Annotated in this window: 21 protein-coding genes; 12 read left to right on the top strand and 9 right to left on the bottom strand. The window is 36.9% G+C overall.

Translation table 11 applies throughout. The annotated features are described in order from the left end of the window. Nucleotides 1–19 precede the first annotated feature (19 nt). From B8967_RS10105 to B8967_RS10085, 5 genes are all read right to left on the bottom strand, one after another. Nucleotides 20–451 carry a hypothetical protein gene (locus B8967_RS10105; RefSeq protein WP_084086011.1) on the bottom strand — a complete coding sequence of 144 codons (432 nt, stop codon included), beginning with the start codon at nucleotides 449–451 and terminating at the stop codon, nucleotides 20–22. A 104-nt stretch (nucleotides 452–555) separates the two neighbouring features. Then, the gene (locus B8967_RS10100) at nucleotides 556–2793 is read right to left on the bottom strand and encodes a DUF2339 domain-containing protein (protein ID WP_084086010.1); all 2238 of its coding nucleotides are present in this window, start codon (nucleotides 2791–2793) and stop codon (nucleotides 556–558) included. A gap of 110 nt (nucleotides 2794–2903) precedes the next feature. Continuing rightward, the gene (locus B8967_RS10095) at nucleotides 2904–3611 is read right to left on the bottom strand and encodes a hypothetical protein (protein WP_047485400.1); all 708 of its coding nucleotides are present in this window, start codon (nucleotides 3609–3611) and stop codon (nucleotides 2904–2906) included. A gap of 362 nt (nucleotides 3612–3973) precedes the next feature. Continuing rightward, entirely contained in the window at nucleotides 3974–4822 is an 849-nt protein-coding gene (gene pheA, locus B8967_RS10090; protein ID WP_047485398.1) for a prephenate dehydratase, read from the bottom strand. 167 nt (nucleotides 4823–4989) lie between these two features. Next, nucleotides 4990–5397: an acyl-CoA thioesterase gene (locus tag B8967_RS10085; protein ID WP_084086009.1), complete on the bottom strand. Its 408-nt coding sequence runs from the start codon at nucleotides 5395–5397 to the stop codon at nucleotides 4990–4992. A 136-nt stretch (nucleotides 5398–5533) separates the two neighbouring features. Here B8967_RS10085 and dnaA point away from each other — a divergent pair, with 136 nt between their 5' ends. The 4 genes from dnaA to B8967_RS10065 all read left to right on the top strand — a co-directional run bounded on the left by dnaA (nucleotide 5534) and on the right by B8967_RS10065 (nucleotide 8755). Then, nucleotides 5534–6988, top strand: a complete 1455-nt coding sequence (gene dnaA / locus B8967_RS10080; protein ID WP_047485393.1) for a chromosomal replication initiator protein DnaA — start codon at nucleotides 5534–5536, stop codon at nucleotides 6986–6988. 108 nt (nucleotides 6989–7096) lie between these two features. Continuing rightward, entirely contained in the window at nucleotides 7097–7546 is a 450-nt protein-coding gene (locus tag B8967_RS10075) for a low molecular weight protein-tyrosine-phosphatase (RefSeq protein WP_084086008.1), read from the top strand. A 5-nt stretch (nucleotides 7547–7551) separates the two neighbouring features. After that, nucleotides 7552–8052: a DUF4440 domain-containing protein gene (locus B8967_RS10070; RefSeq protein ID WP_084086007.1), complete on the top strand. Its 501-nt coding sequence runs from the start codon at nucleotides 7552–7554 to the stop codon at nucleotides 8050–8052. 4 nt (nucleotides 8053–8056) lie between these two features. Beyond that, nucleotides 8057–8755: an SAM-dependent methyltransferase gene (locus B8967_RS10065; protein WP_084086006.1), complete on the top strand. Its 699-nt coding sequence runs from the start codon at nucleotides 8057–8059 to the stop codon at nucleotides 8753–8755. Nucleotides 8756–9201: 446 nt separating this feature from the next. Here the strand turns inward: B8967_RS10065 and B8967_RS10060 are convergent, their stop codons facing one another. Together B8967_RS10060 and B8967_RS10055 are read right to left on the bottom strand one after the other, a co-directional pair. Further along, nucleotides 9202–9993 (bottom strand): DUF4349 domain-containing protein, encoded by a 792-nt coding sequence (locus B8967_RS10060; RefSeq protein ID WP_228406115.1) that lies wholly within the window; start codon nucleotides 9991–9993, stop codon nucleotides 9202–9204. 287 nt (nucleotides 9994–10280) lie between these two features. Continuing rightward, a complete protein-coding gene (locus B8967_RS10055) occupies nucleotides 10281–10754 on the bottom strand; it encodes an Mpo1 family 2-hydroxy fatty acid dioxygenase (RefSeq protein WP_084086004.1) in 474 nt (157 codons plus the stop codon). A gap of 74 nt (nucleotides 10755–10828) precedes the next feature. Here B8967_RS10055 and B8967_RS10050 point away from each other — a divergent pair, with 74 nt between their 5' ends. The 7 genes from B8967_RS10050 (at nucleotide 10829) to B8967_RS10020 (ending at nucleotide 20237) form a co-directional block, all read left to right on the top strand. After that, nucleotides 10829–11674 (top strand): helix-turn-helix domain-containing protein, encoded by an 846-nt coding sequence (locus tag B8967_RS10050; protein WP_047485374.1) that lies wholly within the window; start codon nucleotides 10829–10831, stop codon nucleotides 11672–11674. Between the two features lie 89 nt (nucleotides 11675–11763). Then, a complete protein-coding gene (locus tag B8967_RS10045; RefSeq protein ID WP_084086003.1) occupies nucleotides 11764–13074 on the top strand; it encodes a TolC family protein in 1311 nt (436 codons plus the stop codon). A 22-nt stretch (nucleotides 13075–13096) separates the two neighbouring features. Further along, the gene (locus B8967_RS10040; RefSeq protein WP_084086002.1) at nucleotides 13097–14215 is read left to right on the top strand and encodes an HlyD family secretion protein; all 1119 of its coding nucleotides are present in this window, start codon (nucleotides 13097–13099) and stop codon (nucleotides 14213–14215) included. Between the two features lie 103 nt (nucleotides 14216–14318). Then, nucleotides 14319–15911, top strand: a complete 1593-nt coding sequence (locus B8967_RS10035; protein ID WP_047485367.1) for a hypothetical protein — start codon at nucleotides 14319–14321, stop codon at nucleotides 15909–15911. A 192-nt stretch (nucleotides 15912–16103) separates the two neighbouring features. Next, the gene (locus B8967_RS10030; RefSeq protein WP_084086001.1) at nucleotides 16104–18314 is read left to right on the top strand and encodes a TonB-dependent receptor; all 2211 of its coding nucleotides are present in this window, start codon (nucleotides 16104–16106) and stop codon (nucleotides 18312–18314) included. A gap of 105 nt (nucleotides 18315–18419) precedes the next feature. Beyond that, a complete protein-coding gene (locus tag B8967_RS10025; protein ID WP_084086000.1) occupies nucleotides 18420–19232 on the top strand; it encodes a siderophore-interacting protein in 813 nt (270 codons plus the stop codon). A 300-nt stretch (nucleotides 19233–19532) separates the two neighbouring features. Further along, nucleotides 19533–20237, top strand: coding sequence for a class I SAM-dependent methyltransferase (locus B8967_RS10020; protein WP_084085999.1), 705 nt, complete (start codon nucleotides 19533–19535; stop codon nucleotides 20235–20237). A gap of 199 nt (nucleotides 20238–20436) precedes the next feature. On the opposite strand, the gene B8967_RS10015 is transcribed toward B8967_RS10020, so the two are convergent. Next, on the bottom strand, nucleotides 20437–21099 hold the full coding sequence (locus B8967_RS10015) for a hypothetical protein (RefSeq protein ID WP_084085998.1): 663 nt from the start codon (nucleotides 21097–21099) through the stop codon (nucleotides 20437–20439). A 133-nt stretch (nucleotides 21100–21232) separates the two neighbouring features. Beyond that, entirely contained in the window at nucleotides 21233–23269 is a 2037-nt protein-coding gene (metG, locus tag B8967_RS10010) for a methionine--tRNA ligase (protein WP_084085997.1), read from the bottom strand. Between the two features lie 337 nt (nucleotides 23270–23606). Here metG and B8967_RS10005 point away from each other — a divergent pair, with 337 nt between their 5' ends. After that, on the top strand, nucleotides 23607–26366 hold the full coding sequence (locus tag B8967_RS10005; protein ID WP_084086299.1) for a SusC/RagA family TonB-linked outer membrane protein: 2760 nt from the start codon (nucleotides 23607–23609) through the stop codon (nucleotides 26364–26366). Nucleotides 26367–26369: the final 3 nt, after the last annotated feature.

Here is a 26369-nt window from a genome sequence, read left to right as displayed (position 1 = left end):
CCTTTTTTATATTATTAAATTAACGGGTAGTATAAATATACAGTGTTTTTTGCCCGTTATGGTCTTTGACTTCCGATCTTGCCAGGATATCTCCATATATTAAAGTACTGGTATCCGTGAATTCATACCCTTCAATAAATACCGGATTGGTTTCCGGAAGGTTATGTTGGTTATTCAGAGAGGCTAATGAAATTCTGTCCAGTCCATAGTTACTTTTGATTTTGTATTCAGTAATCCCGTTTTCTGAAATGAAACTGTATTTTTTCAGATTTTGGGGTAGGCTGGCTGGCGTGTTATAAACTTTTGAACTTTGGATAATGCTTTTGTTTGCATTAAACATATCTACTGTCCCGACGATATCATGCGCGATTGCAAATTTTGCAGATGTATTTTTCTGTGCAAATAACATTGCAGATGAAAGAAGTAAAAAAGAGTAGAGTATTTTTTTCATAATCAGAATATGTAACTGTTAAAAACGTGATAAATATAGTTCTTTTTTGTGAAATGTGAATATAATTTCAGGATGTTTTAAATTTTGTTTACTGATAATGGGGATTATTCAGATGGTGGCTGTATTTCTTCTGTGTTTTTATCTTTTTTATCCACCATCTTTGTGATCATGTTTTTAAGGCGCTGGAAGGTAAATGAGCTTAATAGCAAGATCAGTCCAAGGATAATAAATGCAATCACTCTTGAGATATTATCCATCTGCCATACATCATAGCTGTAGAGCTTGAGGACCATGATACCAATAAGGGCAAAACCTATTTTGCTGTATTCCTGAATATTCTTTTTTAACCCTGCATAGATAAAAACGCTGGCTAAGATAGTCCATATTATAGGTAAATATAAAATATTGAAGTGTTCTGTGATCTTATAGGAGTGAAGAACATCGTTGGCGTTAACCAAGAGATAGGTGTGGTGAAGCCCACAGCTAACGGCAATAGTAAGTGCCAGTGCAAAGATCCAGTAAGAGATTTTTGTTTTGTTGAAATCTGATGAAGGAATTACGCTGACATATATATAAATAAAAGGAATCCATTGCAGCAGATGGATGAAATAAAATCCGGTCTGAAGTTTTTTTGACAGTATTGCTGTAACCACTGATAGGGTGGAAACAGACGAGATGGTGATCAGTAAAAAAAGGAAAAGATAAATAAATGCAGTCTGAATACTAGGGTTGATATTCAGTTTTTTTCTGAAAAGTAATAAGATGAAGACGTAATATATACTAAATAACAGTGCCGCATTGATGATGGCTTCCCAGGGTATTCCGGAAATATGGTAAATCATTTCAGACAATAAAGCCGTATAGATGGTTCCATAGCTAATCATTGTAATGAGCTCTTCAAGTATATTGCTCCTTGGGGTTTGTCTTTCCTGTGTTTGTTTTAATAGGAATAAATTAATAATGGTTGAAGCAATCGTTACCAGACTGGTTAAAAATACGGGATTGAATATGATGTTCAGATTTTTTGCATTGAAATATTCTGTCCAGGTGATTATCTGTGCAACAATAACAAGGGGAAATAAAATATAAAAACAGTTTTTGAAAATTTTGTGTCCGGTTTTTTTCCAGATAAAAAGCAGAAGGCTCGCTTCTATAGCCCATACACTGGTAATGAGGTGGGCTTCAAACTGAAGTGCGGTGGCTATAGTCATAAGACTCACTGTTATTCCTGCAAATACAGAATAAGAAATCCCTGAATTTTTTCTTCCATATTCTCTGAATAAAAGCAGTGCATTGATAATGGCAAACACTACAGGAAATATAATGACAGGTTCATATTGTAATTTATTGAAAATATAAACAAGGCCTATAACACTAAAGAAATTAGTTAGGGCAAGCATTAAAATCCCTGAAGTCGAAAGGCTGTTCTTCTTGATATAGTCTTGAAGGGCGAAAATATAGAAAATAATATAGCTGATACTATAAAATACAATACTTAAAAGTTGCGGTTTTTCTGTAGTCCAGGAAAACAAATAGAGGCTGGTGAAAATAAAGGCTGTCCAGCCAACACTTTTCCAATGCTGAAGAAAGGCGGTGGTAAGCATTCCTATATTTAAAAGACTGATATAAATGAAAAGGAAAGTATAATTACTTTGTCCGCTGCTGATCATTAAAGGAGCTGAAAATCCACCTAACAGAGAAAAAATAATCAGTACCTCGCTTTTATAATAATAGGATAGTGCGATAGAACCTGCTGTGATCAAAGTAGTGATAATAAATGCAGTATTCTGGGTGAAAAGATGATATTCCCGAAAAGCGATGGTGTCGGTAAAGTATAAAACGGCAATCCCTCCTCCTGTGATAATTGAAGCGAATGTTGCGTAGTTTTTTCGTAAGAAATGTCCGGTTAGGATAATGACAATACCTGTACAAAGTCCTATTCCGGCCCGTGCTGTTTCTCCGATCCAGTTTTTATCAATAGCATACTTTACAAAATAGCCAATCCCTAATACAAGGGTGAAAATACCTACAATGGTGAGTGCATTTTGTTTTAAGAATTCAAAAACTGGACTAAGCCAGTCTTTTTGAGGAGTTGGTGGATCCTCACGGATAATATGCGCCGGGCTTTCTCTGTTATAAATTTCATGGGGTTGAATCTGTTGCGGAGAAGTACTTTTTTCAGCAGGAGCTTCTTCCTGAACAGGCTGAGAATGATTCGATAACGGGTTGATTTTGGAGTTAAGATCCGATACCTCTTTTTCAAGTTTTCTGATTTTAGTATTCAGATTATTGAAAATAATTGCAATGATAATAATTAATATAGCAAAGAGATATTCATTCATTTCTTAGTTTTTATCAAATATAGCTAAATGTTTGAAATGACTTGCAAAAATTAATCCACCACAATTCATGTGATGGATTAACTATATAAATAACTAACAATATGTTTTTACTAGTTGGATACCTTGTAGATATAGAAGGAAGCAACACTGGATCCTAGTAAACCTACGTCCAAAGCTGTGGATCCTACAAGACCAAATGAGACTTTATCTCCTGCCTGGAATGAATATACTGAGCTAAGAGAACTTTCAGAAATCGTCAAACTTAACAAGATAAGATTGGCACCACTAAATGCACGGCTGTCAATAGTAGTGGCTACTCCGGCTCTTGTTCTTACAATACCGATTCCCGGAGAGTTTGCTAATATAGAAGCCTGTAATCCTGTTCCATAACGGAAAGCGAATCCTATAGCATACACCCCCGTTGATGGGATTGTAAATGTGTTGTCTGTGTCATTGAATAAAGCTGCAGATCCAATAGTTCTTTCAGCTGCTACGAAGTTAACAGCTCTGAATCCTGAAGGGAATAGTCCAAGACTCAAAAGGCTGATTCCTGCAGTTTTCTTTGCAGCATAAAGAGAAGAATTGGTGTTGGCTCCGGCGAAAAGAAGCTGAGGGTCTATGCTGGTCATCTCCGAGGTTGCAGTGTTAAGACCCAGCACTTGATATCCTGTTAATGAAGGTGCTGCCGGGGTGATACGTAGTTTAGCGTTTCCATTGACGTCTAATGTTGCTGAGGGAGTTGCTGTGTTAATACCAACCTGGGAAAATAGAGATAGGGTGGAACAAGCTAGTAGTAAGCTGTAAATTTTAGTTTTCATGATCGAATTTTTTTAATTAGTTTCTATTTTTTGGGTAAAAGCAGTGATTTGCTTTCGGTTGCTGATTACGTAAGTTTAATATTAATTATTTGATAATATATTAAACATATGTTTATATCATTTTTTAGTGTATTTCATAATTTGGTTACGGTTTTGAATTCTTTAAATTTTACTGTATCAAATTTAATAAAAAATATAATATATCTTACAGTTTTGAATTGTATTTTTTTCTTTGGTGTGTTTTAAACTCATGGATTCTATATGTATATTATTGATATACAGTTTATTATTGTGTATTCAGTAACAAAAAACACTGCCATAATGACAGTGTTTTTTATATTTTTTGTAATAAAATGTATAGTTTAGCTTTCTAAAAGAAATTCTTTGTAATTTCCCAGAAAATCTACTTCTGCATTGATAGATTCAAGCTCTTTAAGTGCATTCCCATGCAGGATTTCTTCCCACTGGCCTACAACATTAATGAAGAAGAAATAATTGCCCAATCCTGTTTTCAGAGTTCTGGATTCTATTTTACTGAGGTTCATTTTTCTCCAGGCAAAAACTGATAAGACCTGATGTAATCCTCCTGCGTGATCTTCAGGTAGAGTGATAAGCATCCCTGATTTTTCGCCTAAAATTTCAAGATGATCACTATGATATTGGTTCTGTTGTTTGGAAATAATAATAAACCGTGTATGATTCTGTTCAAAATCCTGAATATTACGGTTGATTATTTTCAGACCATATAAATTGGCTGCGAACTGATTGGCAACAGCGGCAATCTTAAGATCTTTATTTTCTGAAACATATTTTGCAGCTGCAGCAGTGGAGGAAAAATCCTGTTTAGTGATTCCCTTATAATGAGTATCCAGAAAATGGAAACTCTGCGCTAAAGCTTGCGGATGAGAATATATTCTTTCTACATCTTCTACGGTGTTCTCAGGATGAATCATCAGATGATGAGCAATAGGCATTACCGCTTCTGCTTCTATTTTGATAGACGGAGTCTTATATAAATAGTCCAGAGTCATTGAAACGGTTCCCTCTATAGAGTTTTCCAAAGGAACTACCGCTTTTACAGCTTCACCGGTTTCCACTGCATTAAAACAATCTAAAATACTCGCCTGAGGTAAAATTTCATCTTCCGGAAAGAGCTGGGCTGCCGCAAGCTGTGTAAAACTGGCATGAGGTCCCAAAAATGCAATCTTCATAAATTATATAAGGTTTTGTTTAAACTGAAATGCAAAGGTGCAAATTAATTCAGATATAAAAGAGTTAAAATTCAAGGTTTAAAGCCTAAAATGCAATACTAAACGTATGAATCATTGAATAAAAGCCATTTTCCTGATCTCTAATTCTAGTCCCTGCTGTCTGTCATCTATTTCCAGTTGGCTTCAATGAATTTCATCAAAAAATCAGGACATTTTATAATCTTGTTGGTTTTTGCATCTAAAAAGAAGAGCGTAGTGGAAGCTTCAGTAATCTTAACACGGTCTTCATTGTATATTTCATACTCAAATTCAATTCTTACTCCCGGAATTTTTTTGATGTAGGTATGGATTTCTAATTTTTGATCATACAAAGCTGGACGAATATACTTAATTTTGTAATCTGAAACAGGCAGCCAAATTCCTTGGTTTTCAATTTCATCGTATGAAATTCCTATGCTTCGGAAGAGTTCAACTCTCCCTACTTCGAAATACTCGGCATAGTTGCCATAGTAGACATATTTCATAGGGTCGGTTTCTGCGTAACGTACTCGTATTGAGTGTGTTGTGTGTATCATTTTTAGTGTTAAATTATACATACAAATATATTTTTAAATAATCAATACCTGCAATATTTTTTTTTAAAAAGAAAATATTGGACCTTTGTCATCCTTCTAAAAACAATACTAACAAACAATTAATCGGGGCCCAAATATGGACGAAAATTTAATGATGATATGGCAGAGGTGTCTTCAGTTTATGCGTGATAATTTAAACGCAGCTGAGGATGATTCTGATTTGAAAAAGCTTGAGAAATCTTTCGACCTGTTATTTGATAAAGTACAGCCACTTTCCCTTGCTGACAACAACCTTACATTAATTGTTCCCAGTGATTTTTACAAAGAATATATAGAAGACAACTACCTATCCCTTCTTTCTGCAGCCCTGAAAAAAAATATTGGAAAAGGAGTGAAATTATGGTATTCGGTAATGGAAAACAGACCAAGCGGACTGGAAAAACCTGTTACCATGAATATGAAAGGAAAAAGCGTTCCAACCCCAAAAGTACAGGAAACAATGCCTCAGGGATTTTCTTCCAATATTGTAAATCCTTTTGTAGTTCCAGGAATTAAGAAAGTTAATATTGATTCTAATCTGAAGGCCGATTTTTCTTTCGATAATTATGTAGAAGGAGAAAGTAATAAATTTGCGGCTACAGTAGCCCGATCAATTGCAAAGAGACCGGGAGCAACCGCTTTCAACCCATTATTCTTATACGGAGGTTATGGTGTTGGGAAAACCCACTTAGGGCAGGCTGTAGGTCTTGAAGTAAAAAGCCAGTTTCCGGATAAAGTGGTTCTTTACTTATCTTCAGAAAAATTTATTCAGCAGTTTATTTCTGCTGCTAAAGCACATAAGCAAACAGAATTTGCCAACTTCTACCAAATGGTGGATGTATTGATCATTGATGATATTCAGTTCTTATCAGGAAAATCAGCAACGCAGGACAGCTTCTTCCACATTTTTGATCACTTGCATCAAAATGGAAAGCAGATTATCCTTACTTCTGATAAAGCTCCTGCAGATATTATGGATATTCAGGACAGGATTGTTTCCCGTTTCAAGTGGGGACTTTCTGCAGAAATAAAATCTCCGGATTTAACAACACGTAAAAGAATTATTGAGAATAAACTGAGCAGAGACGGAATTGTTCTTCCTGACGATATGCTTGAGTTCCTTGCCTCTGAAGCGAAAACAAACGTAAGAGAGCTTATTGGTATCATCAACTCTGTAATTGCTTATTCTACGATCTATAAAACAGATTTAAGTTTAGAGCTGTTAAAAGAAACCATCAACAGGATTGCTGCCAACCAGAAGAAGATCATCAATATTCCTTATATCCAGGAAGTGGTATGTGACTATTTTGGAATCAAAAAAGAACAGCTTTTATCCAAAACAAGAAAAAGAGAAATTGCTCTTCCAAGACAATTGGCTATGTATTTCTCTAAAGAATTCACGAATTCTACATTTAGTAAAATTGGTGAAGAAATGGGCGGAAAAGATCATTCAACTGTAATGTATGCTTGTGATACCATTAAAGATGTATCAAAAATAGACAAAGAAGTAAAGAAGTACGTCAAAGACCTTACAGAAAGAATCAAACAGTAGAAAATAATCACTGAAATTAAATAATAGAAATGAAGAATAGGTTTATTCTTCATTTTTTATTTAGTTTTGCTGAAGTAAAAGGGTCTTATAATTAATTTTTTTTTCAGAATGAAAATACTAATGGTCTGTTTGGGAAATATATGCAGAAGTCCTTTGGCAGAAGGAATTATGAAAACAAAAGTTCCGGAAAGCTTTATTGTAGATTCTGCAGGAACAATTTCTATGCATGAAGGGGAGCATCCCGATAAAAGAGCGATAAAAACAGCTGCCAACCATGGGGTTGATATTTCTAAACAAAGATCAAGACCAATCACCAGAACTGATTTTGAGACTTTTGATAAGATTTACTGTATGGATACTGATGTTTATGCTGATGTGGTCTCAAAAGCTAAAAATGAAGACGAGCACCAGAAAATATCCTTATTTTTAGAAGCCGCAGGAGATCATAAAAATGCAGAAGTTCCGGATCCTTATTGGGGCGATATGAAAGACTTTGAAAACGTTTTTCAATTGTTGGACAAAGGCTGTAATGCCATCAAAGAACAAATACCAAAATAATAATCATGAAAAAACTAGTGTTGTTATTTTTATTGAGTTTCAGTTTCTCTTTTGCCCAAACCAAAGATGAAACCGAAATCCGTAAACTGATGGATGATTTTATGGCCTGCATCAAAACAAGGGATGAAGCTAAATACTTATCTTTATTCCAGGAACCCGTACTTTGGACAGGGATTTATAAAGAAAGAAGTCAGGAAAAACGTAAGGAGAAAAGTCCTACAGCCGGTGCATACTTCGCAGATGATTATAAGGCCTTTATCAAGAGTTTTTCAGATGACAAATCTGAAGAAAAATTTGACAATATAAAGATTATTGAAGACGGAGCCATAGCGTCAGCCAATTTTGATTACAGCTTTTGGTATGACGGTAAAATGGAAAACTGGGGAAAAGAAATCTGGACATTAATGAAAATCAATGGCGTCTGGAAAATCACTTCCGTTACCTTTTCTATGGATCTTACCAAATATTTCCCACAACCTTCACTCAACGAAAGAACAAAAAAATAATACAATGCTTTTTTTACTCCCAGCTTATTTATCAGAAAACACTTCTATTAACCATTTTTCGCCCGTTTTGAAGGATTATATCATGCAGACGGACTATTTCTTCGTCGAAAATGAAAAGACGGCGAGAAAGGTGATTAAATTCTTTGCTCCGGAAAAGAAACAGGCTGATCTGAAGCTGTTCTTACTGGATAAATACACGGAAGGAGCTGATATTAAAGAAGCACAGGATCTTATGGTAAAAGGACAGGATTTTGGGTTGCTTTCAGAGGCCGGGTTGCCTTGTATTGCTGATCCGGGGAACTTGATTGTAAAATGGTGTCACGAGAAGAATATCAGAGTTATTCCTATTTCCGGGCCATCATCCATCATTCTTGCCTTGATTTCAAGCGGATTCAATGGACAGGAATTCACGTTTCACGGCTATCTCCCTATTGATAAAGGAGAGAAGAAGAAACAGATTATGCACCTGGAAAGTTTGGTTCAAAAAACAGGGTATTCACAGATCTTTATGGAAACACCTTACCGGAATAATCAGCTTTTTGAAGATTTAACGAAATTCTTACCCTCCAACACGAAGCTGTGTATCGCTGCCAATATCAACGATCCTGAACATGAATTTATAAAAACAAAAACAATAAAAGACTGGCAAAAACAAAAGCCGGAACTTCATAAGATCCCGGCAGTATTTGTTCTTGGAAAATAAGTTCTCTCTGAGATTGAGTAAATAAAGTTGATTTCAGCAATAAAAAAATACAGGATCTGCTCAACCTGTTAGAGCTAAAATGCTATATATATATGAATGATTTAGATTGCAGGTTTGTTGAAATGAAAACAGAGTTTAATAAAATCTAAGTATTTAATCTGAGAGCGGTAAAAAATTAGGATTGGCTTGTTTTACTCAATAATTCCTAGGATGAATTTATTAAGTTTTTTTTATCTTTTTATCTCATAATATTTAACAGCCCTTAACGCATCCTTTGCATCATTCTTGTCTATTATCATATAACTTAAAGAATATGCGGATGACAAAAATGTAGAGATAAGTTAAGTTATTTTAATGATTACATTGTGATAGTGCAATAAGAATCCGGGCATCGCAGATGCCCGGATTTTTTCTGTATTTATAGGTGTTGTAAAGAGAAAACTCCTTTATTTATTTTTACGTGATTTCCATTTTCTCCAAAGAAAAACAATGAATGGAAGAAGCAGGAAATAAGGCCACAATGAGATAATCCCAAGGAAAAAGCTTACAAAACCATTCCAGCCTTCTGTAAGGGAGTCTATGAACCGGCTTCCAAATCCTATTTTGGAAGTCGCTGAACTTCTTACTTTTTCTTTATATAAACTTACCTCCAGAGTACTGTAATTGACCCGGTCGTCAATAAAACGAAGCCTTCCTTCTGCTACATCAATTTCATCTTCCAGTTCCCGGATATTCTCCTGGATTTCCAGCATATCTTTTGTGGTGGCAGCACTTTTGAGCATATCACGGTACTTTTCAAGATATATTTTCTTGTTGGCAAGTTTTATGGAGATATCGGTGTATTCTTCAGTAACGTCGTTGGATGAAATGTTTTTGGAAAGAACAGAGCCCACCCCATTTGAAAAAGAATTAACAAGTTCATCAAAATTTTTATGGGGAACACGAATGGTCAGGTCCAGATGATCATCGGTATCGGTATTTTGAAACTGTTCTTTTTGAATATAAGCTTTATTCTTATTTAAGATATCATTGATCTGAGATTGTGCTTTTTTAATATCTCCTACCTGGATTCTCATGTCTCCGTTTTTAATCACTTTTCTTGAAATCGTATCTATTTTCTTGGGAATACCGGTAGAGGTTAATGCAGATGCTTTTGAAATTTCAGCGGGTGGTGGAGGTGGTGGTGGAGCAGAAGAAACCTTATCTTCAGGAATTACCTCCATTAAATCTACACTCACGGCCTGTTTGTCAGCATTTGATTTACTGCAATTTATAAGGATAATAAAAAATAGGGGTAACAATAGAGTTCTCATAAATAGTTTATTATAATGTTATCAAAAAGTATGCTTGAAAAATTTATTTCCAAGGCAATACTGCCTAATATACTATAAAGGATGCTTTTATTATGGTAAAGGTTGTAAGGAACCCGAATTATCTTTGGCAAACAAATAAAAATAATATTTTAAGGGAACTCTGAATGGCAGATAAGAGATTGTTCGGTGGTAAGTGCAAATGTTGAAGAAGGTTAGTATCTGATTCCTGTTTTTTTAAGGATGAAACCCAGCAGCCAGATTGGACCGATCAATAAAAACTGAAGATCCTTTAGAAAGGAAGGCTTTTTACCTTCAATTTGATGACCGATAAACTGGAAGATCCATGTCATAATAAATATGGTAAGATAGATGATCCATGATTGTTTTCCAAATTGGACATTAGTAAGATAGATAAAGTGTTCCGTTGCCAGCATCATGAAAATCATGATGACACTGATCAGGAAGGAAAGCCGTAGATAGAAAAAAGTAACCAATAAAACGGTAATCATACTTACAATACTGATGCATCCAAAGTAATAAAAGCAGAAATGTGGTGATGGGATGAGAGAAACGAAGCCCAGGAGAGCCCAGAAAATCAAAGGTACACAGATCCAGTGGATCAATTTGTTGGTTGCGTTTCTATGGCTCTTGCTATATTCTGCAAATAATAAATCAACCTTTCTCATAGTTATAGTGAATTTGGTAAATGCTAAAATAATAAAATTTTGTAATCGGGAATAAGTTTGCTTAAATTTGTGATATGTCTGCCCTAGAAAAATTCGGAGTTGAAATTTTTACCCAACGCAATATCTTTGAGAGAATTGCTGTTGACAAGCCGTTCCGTCCCGATAATCCGGCGTTTATTTTTATTAAATCCGGAACTCTAAAACTTAGGCAGCATTTCAATGACCTGGAGCTTTCATCCAATATGTTTATGGTAACCGATCCACAAACGATTTATGAAGTTGTAGCGGTAAGCGATGATTTCCAATCCCGAATGGTTTCCTATAAAAGAGAATTTATTTCTACTTTATCATTGAAATTCAATCGCTTGATCACCTATCGTTACTTCAGACAGCAGATGAACAAAGGAGTCCCTTTTCTGGAAAGTGAAATGGAGGTGGTTTGGAAAAGCGTCAATTTCCTGAAGTATATCCTGGATTCTGAAACGGAAATGCTGTACAAAAAAGAAATGGTGGAACATCTTTTTTCTGTTTTCTGTTACCAGATGGCAGGAATTATCTCCAAAGAGGATAACAACTCTATGAACCAGATGTCCAGACAGGAAGAGATTGTTTTTGTATTTCTTACCGATCTTGCAGAGTATCATCTTACAGAAAGGACCGTAGAATTCTATGCAGAACGGCAATCCATTACAACCAGACATCTTTCGTCGGTCGTGAAGTCTATTACAGGAAAATCCGCCAGCCAGATTATTGCCGTTATTGTCATTAATGAAGCAAAAGTGCTTTTAAACTCCTCTAATAAACCGGTTTCAGAGGTTTCTTCTATTCTCGGATTTAGTGATCAATACTCATTTTCACACTTTTTTAAGAAACATCTTGAGGTAAGCCCTAAACAATACAGGCATCAGTTTGAAAACTGAAATCCTACATTTGAACATCTTTTTCCAAAAATCAAACATTTGATTGATTTTGTTATTGCTTTAACTTTGTATCCGTAAAACAAGGTAAAATGACAAAGAAAATAAAAACAGCACTATCTCTTTTGATAGCAGCTTTTCCTGCGCTGTTTTTTTCACAACAGATTAAACAGATGACCGCCGGGGAGGTTGCCGAACTGGCAGTCCGAAATCACCAGCAGTTAAAAGTTTCTGCACAGAATATTGACATCGCCAAACAGAACACCAATGTTGTAAAACTTCAAAAATTACCCACCATTACGGCTTCTACAAGCCAGTTCTATTTGGGAGATGCAGTAGCTATTGACAAAGATTTTTCAAATTCCACCACTATTCCCATGCCTCATTACGGAAGTTCGTATGCGGTACAGGCGACACAGCTGATTTTCAAAGGAGGATTGGTGAATAAGTCTGTTGAAATGGCCAGCCTTCGGGAGCAGCTTTCAGAATTGGACTTGGAGAAGAACAAGCAGGATGTGAAATTATTAGTGATTTCAAATTATCTGGATGTATACAAAACCCTAAATCAGCAAGAAGTATTTCAAAACAACAAAAAGCTGGCTCAGGAACGTCTTAAAAATATCCAGAAATTCTACCAGCAGGGTATGGTAACCCGAAATGAAGTGATCCGTGGTGAGTTGGCTATTAAAAACCTGGACCAGGGAATTCTAACCCTTTCCAACAATAAAAAAATCCTTAACTATAATTTAAATATTGCGTTAGGTCTACCATCTGATACTGAAATTGTTCCTACCGAAAGTATTGAAAATAAAGAATCAGGAATCGGTATGGATTATTATATGAGCCTTGCTCACGACAGTAATCCATTGCTGAAATCAGCACAGAAAAACAGAGCTATAGCTGACAAGAATATCGAAATTATAAAGACTGATAACATGCCTACCATAGCTGGATTTGGGGGGTATACCCTGCAAAGGCCAATTACCACAAGAAACCCTGTGTTGGATATGTATTCCGGAGGATGGCAGACCGGTGTTTCCCTTAGCTACAATATAGATACACTGTATAAAACAAAAGAAAAGGTAAAATTAGGTGAACTGCAAAAGAACCAGGCTGATGATGTCATAACGTTGACAGAGCAGAATATAGACATGGGAGTGAATGCAGCCTATACAAAATACCAGGAAGCAATTCAGCAGGCGGATATCCTGAATGATTCAAAAAGGCTGGCGGAAGAGAACTATAAAATCACGGAAGCTAAGTATCTGAACCAATTGGCCGTGCAGGCAGAAATGATTGATGCCCAGAACCAGAAACTGCAGTCAGAACTTGATTATGCCAATGCGGAGATCAATGTTTTGTACCAGTACTATAACCTTTTGAAATCTACAGGAACACTTTAATTTTAAACTGAAAATCAGCACAATGGAAAACAAGGAACAAACGACTCAAAATACACCTCAAACTCCTGCAAAACCAAGTGGAGAAGGTAAAAAAAAGCAAAATAAAAAAAATAAAATCAGAGCAATCATTTCCAACATCATCGTTTTTATGTTGATTGGTTTCGGATTGTTTTGGTTAATCCGTGAATATTTCCATATCGGGAATAAAACCTATACGGAAGCGGCTCAGGTTGAAGAATTTATTAATCCAATCAATACAAGGGTTTCTGCCTATATCAAAGACATTAAGTTTATAGAACACCAAAAGGTAAAGAAAGGGGATACCCTGGTGGTTCTTGACAATCGTGAAATCCTGACACAATTGGGACAAGCTGAAGCTGCTTATCAGAATGCAATAGCTCAGAAAACAGCTACAGGTTCTTCTGTAAACACAGTCTCCAACAACATTAATGTAATGGAGTCCAATATTGCCGGTGCCAAAGCCAGACTTTGGAATGCCGAACAAAACTTAAACCGATATAAAAATCTTCTGTCCGCTGAAGCAGTGACAAGACAGCAATATGACCAGATAAAAACTGAATATGATGCCCAGAAAGCAGCTTATGAAACATTGGTCAATCAAAAGCAGTCGGCGAATCTTTCTACAACAGAAGTGAAGAGCAGATTGGGAATCAATGATGCAGAAATTAAAAGAACGAAGTCTGCTTTGGACATGGCAAAAATCAACCTTTCATATACGGTCATCACAGCACCTTATGATGGGGTAATGGGAAGAAGAACGATTTCTGAAGGACAGCTGATTCAGCCGGGACAGCAGGTAGCTACCATTGTACTGAACGGTCAGAAGTGGGTTACCGCTAACTTCCTTGAAAGTCAGATGCCTAATATTAAAATCGGTGAAAAAATAACAATGTCGGCAGATGCTTTGGGGGGTAAAAAGTTTGAAGGAGTGGTGACAGCAGTGTCTGCGGCCACCGGATCAAGATATTCAAGCGTACCTACCGATAACTCTACCGGAAACTTCATTAAAGTGCAGCAAAGGATCCCTATAAGAATTGAATTTACAGCTTCCAATAAAAAAGAAGATATGGATAAACTAAGTGCAGGAATGAACATGAATGTGAATATTAATCAAGACTAAAAGGTGGAAGATGTCAGATTTCAGACCAAATGCTTTGAATGAGAACTGAAGATGAATTAAAAGTCTGTTATCTGATATCTGAAATCTATTATCTAAAAAAAACATGTACAACAAAGGATTATATAACGACTGGGTACCTAAACCCGTACAGCTGCTGCTGATTGTATTACTGCTTGCAGTGGTAATGCCGCTTGGTGGGGTGTATACCGGGAATATCAGCCATTTGGTGAGCGGTACCGGCGCGTTAACAGAATATTTCATGTGGGCCAATTATGCCACTACCATTGGGATGGGAGCGTGTATGCCGGTTGTTCTCAGAATGAAAATGAGATTCAAAGTGAGAGATAAAATGGTATTGCTGCTTGTGCTTTTGGGGCTTTTGAGCTATGTGAATGCCACTACTTTAGAACCCATGATTTTTGTTTCTACCTCTCTTCTGATTGGATTTATGAAAATGATGGTGACTATAGAACTGTTTCTGCCATTAATGATGATGATCGGTAACCGGGGAATGTTTTACGGATTGTTTTATACATTTGTTCTGGTAATGAACCAGGTAGCAGCTTATTACGCTGCTAAGTTTGCCCTTCTGTACAACTGGCAACAGTTTTACATCTTTACTGCAGTTTTATGTTTTGCATTGGCGCTTATCCACTGGATCTTCATGCACAATAAGTATTTTGCACTGAAAGTCCCTCTGCACTACATCGACTGGCTAAGTATACTGCTGTTTATATCCACTTTTATGTTTTCGGCATATGTGTATGCTTTCGGAAGACAACAGGATTGGCTGAATTCAAAACATATCATTAATGCAAGTATTGCGGCCTTTATAAGCTTTGCTCTGCTTAGTATCCGTCAGTTAACTTTAAAACGGCCTTACCTTTCATTTAAAATATTTACCAAAAATAATGTTCAGCATGGTTTGTTTATGTTGTTTTGGTTGGGAATGTTTTTAGGAACAGCCTCTCTTCAGAATACTTTTGCAGTGGGAGTTTTGGGATATGACCAAGTGACGAATGCCGGTCTTAGTCTACTGATGATTCCCGGAATTATCTTAGCCGGAGCTATTGCTGTTTTCTGGTTTAAAAAGGAAAAACCGCTGAAGATGTATATATTTTCAGGTTTTGCCGGGATGATAGGATATGCCATCATTATGTATTTTTCGATGGTATTGGAATTTAGTTATGATCATTGGTATCTGCCCATGTTCTTAAAAGGCTATGGAATGTGTTCACTGTTTATTTCAGTATGGTTTTATACTTTAGATAAGCTTGAAATGGATGAAATGCTTGCCGCAATAGGGCTGGTATTGGTTTGGAGAACCTTTTTGGCTGTAGGTATTTTTTCAACCCTGTATTCGTGGTTTCAATACCGTTTTCAGATTACAGCAGTAGGAGACCTTGCCGTCTATATGGACGGAATGACGGTTACTCCTCAGAATGTAGCTGCCAATATGAAGGCTATCCAGCTGAATGCTATTATTATAGCTACCAAAAAGATATTCGGATATATCATTATGGTTGGTTTCGGAGTATTGTTTTATGTAATTACCCATCATTTTGGAGCCAAACGTTTCCAATACCTGAGATTTGTAAGAGTAATTGGCGGAAAATCTGTTATTGCAAGAAGAAGACTTCATGAACGAAAAAAATTATTAGAAGAAATAAAAGACGCAGCCGGACCTGCGGTATAAAAAATAACCTTGTTTTTCACTAGTAAAATCCCGGATCCTGTATAGGCTGGGATTTTACGTTTTTTATGAATTTTATACATGAAATCCAGACTGCATAGTCTTTTAAATTATGAATAATTTCAGCTTTAGTTATTTTTATTTAGAAGTAATAAAAATTATCTTTGTGGGATTATAAAACTTCGAGTAGAAAGAATGAAAAAGCAGTATGCATTCATAGGTCTGTTAGCTTCAGGATTATTATTTTCCCAGACCGCTAAGGATTCTATAGCCTCTAAAGGTATTGACGATGTGGTGATCGTAGCCTCCAGAAAACCTACAAAAATCTCTGAAATTCCAGGAACAGTCTGGGTGGTTCAGAAAGAAAAAATTCAGGAACAGGCCAAAAGCGGGGTTCCTATTAAAGAAATGCTTTCGATCCTAATTCCAAGTATGGATATTGGTCCACAGGGAAGAACCAACTATGGACAGAATATGAGAGGACGTTCTGCGCTGGTAATGATTGACGGAGTTTCATTGAACAGTATTCGTGCCATCAGTCGTCAGCTGGATGCTATTGACCCGTTTAATATTGAAAGAATTGAAGTGCTTTCCGGAGCAAGTTCCATTTATGGAGGAAATGCAACCGGGGGTATCATCAATATTATTACAAAAACCCCTTCCAAAAAAGGAATCAGTGGAGAAACTGAATTGGGAGCACGTTCAGGATTTATGGGTAAAGATGACCATGACTTCCGTGCTGCACAGTCTATTGCAGGAAAAGGAGAAAAATTCTTCGGAAGATTAGGAATTGCTTACCAGCAAAATGGGGGAGTCTATGGTGCAGACCAGCATCAGCTTTTTACCGATATTACCCAAACCGACCTTCAGTACAACCAGTCTGTTGACATCATGGCTACAGGAGGATACCAGTTTAATAATAAACATAAAATAACAGCTTCCCTTCAGTATTATAACTCTAAGTTTAATGGAGACCGAAGCCTGTTTTTAGGAGAAAATTTAAGTGCTTTTACAAAGAAAAATGCTTCTTTGCTGGAAATGAGAGACGGTTTTTCTTCCGATAAAAATGTAGGAACAGAACGTTATATGGGAACCGTAGCCTATACCGGGACCGGAATTCTTGGCGGACAGGACCTATATGTACAGCTGGCTACCCGTGGTGAGAAATTAGGATTTTATCCTTTCCCCGGAAATGTGACATTGCAGAGCGGAAAAATAGCCTATATGTCATCTTCACAGCAGGATACCTACTACTCAGGGATCAAAGCTTTATTATCAAAATCATGGAGAGGACTGAATGTTACTTATGGAGCGGATATTGATTTTGAAAAATTTGAAGGAAATCAGTCGGTTTATGATATTGCTAAAACAATGTCAAGCGGTGGATTGATCAATGAAACAAAATACAGATTAGGAAGATATCCTACCAACCATTCTCAGAGTTATGCAGGATATGTTCAGGCAAAGTACAATATCCTTCCCAAGTTACAGGTTAATGCAGGAGTCCGTTATCAGAACATCACTGTAAAAATGGATGATTTTGTAGGCTCTGAGCAGCAGACTCAGGTAGCAATGGGATACGGAACATCAGCATCTGCCATTCCCGGCGGGGAGAGTTCTTACAATGTAACCCTTGCGAATGCCGGATTACTGTATAAATTCAATGAACAGCACCAGGTTTGGGGAACATTTTCTCAGGGGGCAAGTTTGGCAGATCCTGCAAAGTTTTATGGCATCGGGACCTATAAATTGAATGGGACGAACTGGGATGTGGTATCAAGTATCAATGTAAAAGATCAGCCACTACAGGCGATCAAAACCAATCAGTTTGAAGTGGGGTACCGTGTCAATAAAGGTGGATTGAGAGCACAGGTTGCAGGATTTTTAAGTAATTCTGACAAGAGTGTTGCAGTAGATAAAAAAACGTTTCAGATCCTGGTGAATGATTTGAAATTAAGGAATATGGGAATCGAAGCTGAGGTTTCCTATGCTTTAAGCAATGGGGTTTACTTCGGAGCCAGCGGACTTTTGATTAAATCTGAGGTAGATAATAAAGGAGAATGGCAAAAGCAGGAGATCTATAACGCTTCTCCATCAAAATTAGTGACTTATATCGGATATACTATTAAGGACTGGTCGTTCAGATTCCAATCGTTGCAGAATTTCAAACAGAAAGATGAGCTTAATAATGTAGTGGAAGGATATAATACCTCTGATTTAATGATTGGCTACCGATTCAACTGGGGTAAATTCAATGTAGGAATCCAGAACCTGTTTAATACGGATTATCAGACGATTTGGAGCAAGCGTTCTCAGGTTTTATATTCTTCTTACGGACTTCCTGAACTGTTTAATTACAAAGGAAGAGGAAGAACATTCAATCTGTCTTATACATTTGATTTTTAAAAATAGATTAGGGTATACAGCCTTAATCTGAATGATATTTTCTTAGACATCCGGTTTCTGACGCTAGCTGGAAACCGGATATTAATTTTAAAAAAAATTTCAGTTATGGCGAAAATTTCAACAGGGCAGATTGTTGCCGAAGTGACCAGAAAAGATTACATCACTGACCATTTTATCAGGGTTTATTTATATTCACCTGAAGCCCATTTGTTTAAAAACACAGTGGTAGGAGATAATAATAAAATTGCAGTTCCTCCGGCTGGGTTAAACGAAATTCATTTTCCAACCCTGGATGAAAATCATCAATGGGTATATCCTGCTAAGGAAATTGCTCCGGCTATCAGGACTTATACACATAGAGGAATTGATCTTGAGAAAAATGAGCTGATCATTGATTTTGTAGATCATGGAGACGGTGGTCCGGCCTCAAAGTGGGTGAGAGATGCAGAAGCTGGTTCCAAACTGGGAGTGATGATGCGGCTGGATGGAAAAGAGCTGTATCCGGAAGCCGATTGGTATTTATTGGTGGGAGATGCTACCGCAATTCCTGTTTTAAGTGCTATTTTAGAAACCCTGCCGGCAACTGCAAAAGGGGTCTGTATCATTGAAGTTCATGGAAAAGAAGATGAGCAGCTCTTAGCAACTCAAGCAGATATTGATTTTAAGTGGCTTCATAATGCACAACCTCAGACCGGTAGTAAGATGCCGGAAGCGGTAAAAAATATCGAAATTCCTGAAACCCGGAAGTTTGGTTATGTGGCCTGCGAGTTTTCAAGTGTTAAAGAAATCCGTACTTATCTGAGAAAAGATAAAAACTGGACTTCCCAGGAACTATATGCGTATTCTTACTGGAAAGCGGGAGTAGCTGAAAATGAGTCTCAGGCGGACAGACATAGGGAGAAGGATTCGATGGAGTAGGTAATAGGTGATAGGTTGTGGTGAAGAGAAGATTTATTTTTTACAAAAGAAAGTAAAAAATAAGGATGTATTGTTAAAATTCAAGAGGTGTGGACTTTAGTCTGCTTACCATATCCATCAAATATCATCTGGCTTTAGCCAAAACCTAAAATATTAATTATTCCACTCATCTTTATCATTTAAAGACCGAAGCAAAGCCTTCGGTTGACAGTGTTGCGGATGTTGTATTAGTGAGATTGGGACGGCAAATTTTCAATTTTCAACTTTTAATTCTCCATTTTTAACTTGTATCTTTGCAGCATGAAAGATTTAATGGGCAGAGCAATCTGGGATTATTATCACAATGACAATCCGGAAGATCTGCAGACTGAAACATCAATTTCTGAACTGGATGAACTTCCTGTAGATTACTTATTCAGAGATTTTGAAGAAATGAATGGTATTGAGCAGAAGGCACTGCAGTTATCCGGAGGAAAAGTTTTGGATATAGGGGCAGGGGCCGGTTCTCATGCTTTGTATCTTCAGAATGAAAAAGGCCTTGAGGTAGTGGCGCTGGATATTTCACCAAAATCTGTTGAGGTTTGTAAACTGAGAGGGATCAAAAATGCTGTCTGTGAAAATATTCTTGATTTTTCGGGAGAAACTTTCGATACTGTTTTATTACTGATGAATGGTACCGGAATTTTTGAAAGTCTACCTAAAATAGACCCCTATCTTCAAAAATTACATGCTTTATTAAATGATAACGGGCAAATTCTGATCGACAGTACTGATATTCTCTATATGTTTGACCGGGATGAAGATGGTGGTGTGTATATTCCTGCCGGTGGATATTATGGGGAGCTAGACTATGTGGTTCATTATAAAGGGGAATCTGAGGAGCCGATCACATGGCTGTATCTCGATTTCAATACCCTTAAAAATGCAGCGGAGCATAATGGATTTAAAATAGAACGGATTCTGAAGGATGAGGATTCTTATTTGGCAAAACTGACCAAGAAATAGCAATCATCGGCCTACGAAGCAATTTTGCCGATGTTCATATATATTGTCATTCCGTAAGATCCAGTCTTACGGAATGATTTTTTTAGCCCCGATAGAAACGGTTACCCCGCAGCCAGATTTGGCCTGTTTAGCTTGGGCGCGAGGAGTAAAAGTGGATAGCGGGAATCAGCTTCTAAAAACGTATGGTAAAACCAATATTTTATCTGAATAAACGGAGAATCTTAAGCAATGGATATATGGAAAACCAATCCCGGTAATAATAGGACATCAGAACTGCCGTTCCAATGCATAAAATAACAGGGAAAATATAGGACTCTGCCTGATAAGGAAGCTTTTTGGGAATAGTAGCTACCCAGATACCGACCAGGCTTAATGTTCCGATTACTATAATTCCCATTTCAGGACTGGATCGTGAGGTGGTGGTGAAGTCAAAATGAGATTGAAATACATATTCCTGCAAAAAGAAAAAAAGAAAGCCGAATATCAATGTAAGGAGAGCCGGGAAATATTTTTTTAATTTTATTAAATTCAGGCACAATAGAATAGCTCCAGGAATGGTGCCCAGAATAACACTGCTTATAAAAACGGTCATCCTGGAATACAGTTTGATAGCAGTAGAATCTTCTGTAATATGATCCTTCCAAAGCTCTTGTTCTTCCGTAAGCTTTGCTTCTTCTGCATTTTTTTTACTTTGAATCAACTCCTGAACTGCGGCTTTTTCCTCTTCGGTAAAAACCCGTCCTCTTTCTTTTAATAGCTCAAAAGCCATCGAGACAGCTTCTGACACAAAACGATTGCCTTCTTTTATATATTTTTCTAATTCGGAATCTGAGAGTTTCCTCAGTACGCTTTTATTTACCATATATATTTGTAAAAACGTTTTTATATTGAAATATTTACCTTATCCTGTGTTTATAAATGATACTGCGGATCATATAGAATCAAAAAGAGGCTATCTTGGAAGAAAGCCTCTTTGTATATGAGTGAATGGGTAATTATCCGATCTCAATACCGTTTTCGACATTGCTGTCATCCGGTGTTACGAAAGATAATTTTCCATCAGGTTTAGTCGTTAATAGTAACATTCCCTGAGATTCAATTCCTCTGATTTTTCTTGGAGCAAGGTTCAGTAAGATCATTACCTGCTTTCCAATCAATTCTTCCGGAGTGAAGCTTTCGGCAATTCCTGAAACAACAGTTCTTACATCTACTCCCGTATCTACAGTAAGTTTCAATAGTTTATCTGCTTTTTCTACCTTTTCAGCTTCTAAAATGGTTGCTGTTCTAAGGTCTATTTTAGTAAAATCATCAAAAGAGATCTCTTCTTTCATAGGGGTTGCGTTAGGGTTTGTTTTTTTATTGTTTTGTTTGGTATCTTCTAATTTTTGAATCTGAGCTTCAATCACGTCATCTTCAATTTTTGAGAAAAGAAGAGAGGATTCGTTGATTTTGTGTCCGGTTTCAATTAAAACAGATTGGGTTTCAATATCATTCCATGTTTTCTTCTCAACATTGAACATATTCAATAGCTTTTCAGAGCTGAAAGGCATGAAAGGTTCACACAACTGAGCTAAAGCTACAGCAATCTGTGCTCCTACAAATAAAGACTGTGCAGCCTTTTCAGGGTTGTCTTTAATTGTTTTCCATGGTTCTTCTGTCTGAAGATACTGGTTTCCAAAACGGGCAAGATTCATTAATGCAGATAAAGCATTTCTAAATTCGTAGTTTTCCAGGAATCCTGAAATTTCTTTTGCTGCTTTGTTTATTTCCTGTAATTCAGGACTGTTTACATCTCCTTGAGGAATGACACCATCATAATATTTATGAACAAGAACAGCAACTCTGTTGATGAAATTTCCAAAGATCCCCACCAATTCAGAATTATTCTTAGTCTGGAAATCCTTCCATGTAAAGTTATTATCTTTTGTTTCAGGAGCTGAAGAAAGAAGAGCATATCTTAATACGTCCTGTTGGCCAGGGAAATCTTCCACATATTCATGAGCCCATACCGCCCAGTTTCTTGATGTTGAGATCTTATCGTTCTCAAGGTTCAGGAATTCAAAAGCAGGAACATTGTCAGGCATGATATAGTCTCCGTGAGCTTTCATCATCGAAGGGAAAATAATACAGTGGAATACAATATTATCTTTTCCAATAAAATGTACTAAGTCACTGTTTTCACTTTGCCAGTAATCCTTCCAGTCTTTTCCGTTTTTCTCAGCCCATTCTTTAGTGAATGAAATATACCCGATAGGAGCATCAAACCAAACGTAAAGTACTTTTCCTTCTGCATTCGGAAGAGGAACAGGAACTCCCCAGTTCAGATCTCTGGTCATTGCACGTGGTTTCAGTCCGTCATTTAACCATGACTTAACTTGTCCGTATACATTCGGTTTCCAGTCATCTTTGTGCCCTTCAATAATCCATTCATTTAAGAAGTCTTCATATTCATTTAAAGGAAGATACCAGTTCTTCGTTTCTTTAAGAATAGGAACATTTCCACTGAGCATGGATTTCGGATTGATCAGTTCTGAAGGAGAAAGGGTAGACCCACACTTCTCACACTGGTCACCATAAGCATTCTCATTGCCACAGTTGGGACAGGTTCCTACAATATAACGGTCAGCAAGGAATTCTCCTGCCTGCTCGTCAAAATACTGCTCAGAAATTTCTTCAGTAAACTTTCCTTTTTCATAGAGAACCTTAAAGAAATCCTGGCTGGTCTCATAATGGTTCTTGGAAGTTGTTCTTGAATATTCATCGAAAGAGATTCCTAAATCTGAAAAGGATTTTTTGATGATCTCGTGATATTTATCCACGATATCCTGTGGGGTAACCCCCTCCTTTTTAGCTCTTATGGTAATAGGAATTCCGTGCTCATCTGATCCACAGATAAACGCTACATCCTTTCCTGATCTTCTCTGAAATCTTGCGTAAACATCCGCAGGAATATAGACACCTGCCAAATGCCCTATATGAACCGGTCCGTTTGCATAAGGCAAAGCTGCCGTAATCATCTTTCTGTTTGACATTTATAGTAAAGTTTTGACTGCAAAGATAAGGATTATCTCTTGAATACCGCTCTTTGTGGAGTTATTATGCCTGACACCTTTATTTTTTTCCATGTGGATATGAAATAAAGTTAAACAAATGTTTAACAATTTGTTAATTTAGCATAAATACTATGCTATGCATAAGTCGTTGTAAAATATTGGAATTTAAAATTTTAACTAAAATAGGTTTCGTAATATACATAATTTTAACTAAAATTATATTAAATTTATAATAATTCTATTTTTTTTATAAATTGCGAGTCTGGCTTCAGGCCAAAATATGACTGAAAAAACGAAACTATAAAAAAATATGATTGTGAATAACTTTACAACAGTATTAAAAATCGCGCCTGCTTTTTTACTGGCCAGTACAGTAATGCATGCGCAGAACAAGGATTCTATTCCTCAAGAAAAAAAGATTGAAGAAGTGGTTTTGATTGGGTATGGAAAGCAGAAAAAATCTGATCTTACCGGTTCTATTACTTCTGTCACTGCAAAAGACTTCAACGGAGGGGCAACTTCTGCCGGACAGCTGATCCAAGGGAAAACACCCGGGGTACAGATTACCAATAACAGTGGTGCTCCGGGTTCCGGAACAAAAATCAGAATCAGGGGTACTTCTTCTTTAAGTGGGGAAAACTCTCCATTGATTGTTATTGATGGAGTTCCTCAGGATTTTGTAGGAATGAATGGGGTTTCTGACCCGTTATCCCTCATCAACCCTAATGATATTGAAACATTTGATATCCTGAAAGATGCTTCAGCTACTGCGATTTATGGTAACAGAGCTTCCAATGGTGTGATCTTAATTACAACCAAAAAAGGAAGTTCCGGAAAGTTCAAATTGAATTTTTCCACTGTTACCTCAGTGTCTACCAAAATGGGAAATGTAGATGTACTGAGTGCGCAGGAATTTAGAGACTTTGTCAATACTTATGCTCCGGACAGCTACAAAACAAAATTGGGAAATGCAGATACCAACTGGCAAGACAAGATTTATCAGGCAGCATGGGGTACAGATAATAATGTGGCCCTTTCAGGAGGTATTAAGGGACTGCCTTACCGCTTATCATTAGGCTATAACGAGCAGAATGGAATTGTAAAGTCAAATTCATTCCGAAGAACTTCAGTAGGTTTGAACTTAAATCCAAAATTCTTTGACAATCATTTATCAGTGAATGTAAATGCGAAAGGAACTTTTACGGATAACCAATTTGTAGACGGTGGAGTAATCAAGGCTGCTACTTATTTTGATCCTACACAGCCGGTGTATTCAGGAAATACTAAGTATGGAGGTTACTATGAGTGGCTGGATCCGGGAGCTGCCACCGGATTTAATGCCAATGCGAATTCAAACCCGCTGGGAATGATTAATGGGGTAAGAGATGTATCATCAGTAACAAGAGGACTGGGGAATATCCAGTTAGATTATAAATTTCATTTTCTTCCTGACCTGCATTTCAACGTAAATGCCGGATACGATTATACAAAAAGTAAAGGACATAAATTTAAGGATGGTAATTTAAGACAAGGGTATACCGATAAAGGGAGCTCGAATTTTTATTCTATGGAAAAGAATAACAAGCTCTTGGAAACCTACTTTAATTATGTAAAGAATATAAGTGCAATCAATACTGGTGTAGACATTACAGCAGGATATGCTTATCAGGATTTCCGTTTGAGTATTCCAGGAGCCGTTACCTATAGAGGAACCGGAATCAATGCACAGGACCTGAATTTTGAAACGCAAAATACACTGATCTCTTTTTATGGAAGAGCAATTTTCACGGTAGCTAATAAATACATTATTTCAGGATCTGTACGTAGAGATGGTTCTTCGCGATTCTTTAACGGAACGAAAGATAATGTATGGGGTGTCTTTCCGGGGGTTTCCTTAGCATGGAAGCTTAACGAAGAGAGTTTCATCAAAAATATTTCTGCAATCAGCACATTGAAACTGAGAGCAGGATGGGGGAAAACAGGACAGCAAGAACTTCCGGCACTGGGAGTTAATGGGAATAAACCCAATAATTACCCTGCTTTTGCTTCCTACAATCCAAGTTATCCGGGAGCGGGCTATCAATTTGGGAATGAGTATTATTTTATGTTCAGACCGACCAACTATAACCCAAATCTTACCTGGGAAACTACTACTACAAAGAATATAGGTATAGATTATGGCTTTGCGGGTAATAGAATTACGGGATCCATCGACCTTTTCAGAAAAGATACTAAAGACTTATTGGTGTATGCTGATGAGCCTGCAGGAGGTTTGAGCAACGCCAGCTGGCAGAATGTAGGGGATATGAAAAATGAAGGGATCGAAGGAAGTATTACTATTGTTCCTGTTAAAAATGAAAAAACAACCTGGGAAGTAAGTTTCAATGCTACTCATTACAAGCCGGTAATAACGAAGTTAAAAGACAGAGCTGATGAATCTTTCAATATGGAAGTTGGAGGTATTGAGGGTGGTTCTGGAAATAGAATTCAGGCTCATGCGGTAGGGTATGCTCCCAACGCATTCTGGGTATATCAGCAGGTATATGATACGAACGGAAAACCTGTAGACGGAGCTTATGTAGATAGAAATGCAGACGGGGTGATTAATACGAAAGATATGTATTATTATAAATCGACTACTCCGGATGCTATTTTAGGCTTTTCTACCAAGGTTTCTCATAAAAACTGGGACTTTGCCCTTAGTGCAAGAGCCGTGTTAGGAAACTATGTGTATAACAATATGGCATCCAACAGTTCTTTACAGTCTGCATCTACCAACGAATATCTTCAGAATGTATTTTCTACAGCACCGGAATATAAGTTTTCAGTACCTCAATACAAATCAGATATTTATGTAGAGAATGCATCCTTTCTAAGACTTGACAATATCAACGTAGGTTATAATTTCGGAGAAATTTTTTCTAAAGGAAGTAATCTGAAAGTATACGGTATGGCGCAAAACGTTTTTGTGATCACAAAATACACAGGAGTAGATCCTGAAGTTTTTGGCGGAATCGATAACGGATACTATCAGATGCCTAGAATATATTCTTTAGGCTTTAACTTTCAATTTTAAATA

The organism is Chryseobacterium sp. YR221, from assembly GCF_900176315.1.
Taxonomy (GTDB): domain Bacteria; phylum Bacteroidota; class Bacteroidia; order Flavobacteriales; family Weeksellaceae; genus Chryseobacterium; species Chryseobacterium rhizosphaerae.
This window is presented reverse-complemented; position numbering and strand designations above follow the sequence as displayed.